Origin of the sequence: Streptococcus cristatus, from assembly GCF_003943505.1 — a bacterium.
Taxonomy (GTDB): Bacteria; Bacillota; Bacilli; order Lactobacillales; family Streptococcaceae; genus Streptococcus; species Streptococcus cristatus_E.
This window is the reverse complement of sequence record NZ_RJPS01000029.1, coordinates 1-1,167: the sequence shown is the minus strand read 5'-3', so window position 1 is coordinate 1,167 and position 1,167 is coordinate 1. Positions and strand designations below refer to the sequence as shown.

At 41.9% G+C, this 1,167-nt stretch carries 1 protein-coding gene; it reads left to right on the top strand.

All coding sequences use genetic code 11. The annotated features are described in order from the left end of the window. Nucleotides 1-32: 32 nt before the first annotated feature. Nucleotides 33-1,167 (top strand): IS110 family RNA-guided transposase (locus tag D8792_RS10710; RefSeq protein WP_125374000.1); only part of this gene is annotated, 1,135 nt, incomplete at its 3' end.

The window sequence follows — 1,167 nt, the reverse complement described above, 5'->3', positions numbered from 1 at the left end:
GCTCTCTGACTTTATAAATGGAGGGAATCACAATGGATGTTCTCTATCAATCTTGTGCAGGTATTGATGTCCATCAAGCTACTCTTGTGGTTTGTATTCTACATGGGCCGCTCACTTCTACTCGTCCAAAGCGTGAAATGGCTCAGTTTGATACAACAACAAAAGGATTAAAAGCCTGTCATGATTTTCTCAGTCGATTTCATGTAGAAGCCGTCGGCATGGAAAGCACAGGAGTTTACTGGAGACCTGTCTGGCATGAACTCTGTGATGACTTTGAACTCATCCTAGCACAGCCTGCTCATATGAAAGCTATTCCAGGTCAAAAAACAGATAAGAAAGATGCTCACTGGATTGCCCAATTAACACGAATCGGCCTGCTCCCTCGCAGTTTCGTTCCTGATGAAACCATTCAAGAATTGAGAGAGCTAACACNACAACGGAAACACTATGTAGAGAGCCGTAATCGTGAGACCAATCGGATCCATAAAATCCTCCAATCAGGAGGTATTAAGCTAACAACCTACATAGAAGATATCATGGGGGCTTCTGGTCGAAACTTACTGCAACTGCTTATTGATGAGACGCCCCTTACCCCAAGAATGATCCACCAATCTGTTTATACCAGTTTGAAAAGAAAAGTTCCCCAACTCCTTGAGGCACTTGATGGGTATTTTTCGGCTCATCATCGTTTTATGTTAGGTCAGTCCTTGGAGATTTACGATTTTTATCAAAAACAAATCGATTGTTTGGAAGAGCGTATGAACGGCTATCTAAATCTCTATGAGAGACCAGTGGAAATCCTAGATTCTATTCCTGGTATTGATCTCATTACAGCCTCTGTGATCATAGCGGAAATTGGGGTAGACATGAGCCCGTTTCCAACAGCTGGACATCTCGCTTCCTGGGCTGGTTTGTGTCCTGGAAATAATGAAAGTGCCGGTAAAAAGAGGAGCACAAAAATCAGACATGGCAATTCCTATTTAAAAAGGTGTCTCTGTCAAACAGTTTTTGCTGCAAAAAAACAAAAAGGAAGTCCACTAGTAGAGCGTTATTACCAGATTCAAAGCAGGAGAGGACCGCAAAAAGCAACTATTGCACTCGCACATCAACTTCTTAAAATAGCTTATATCCTTTTGAAAGAAAATCTTACTTATCAGGAGTTTGTGC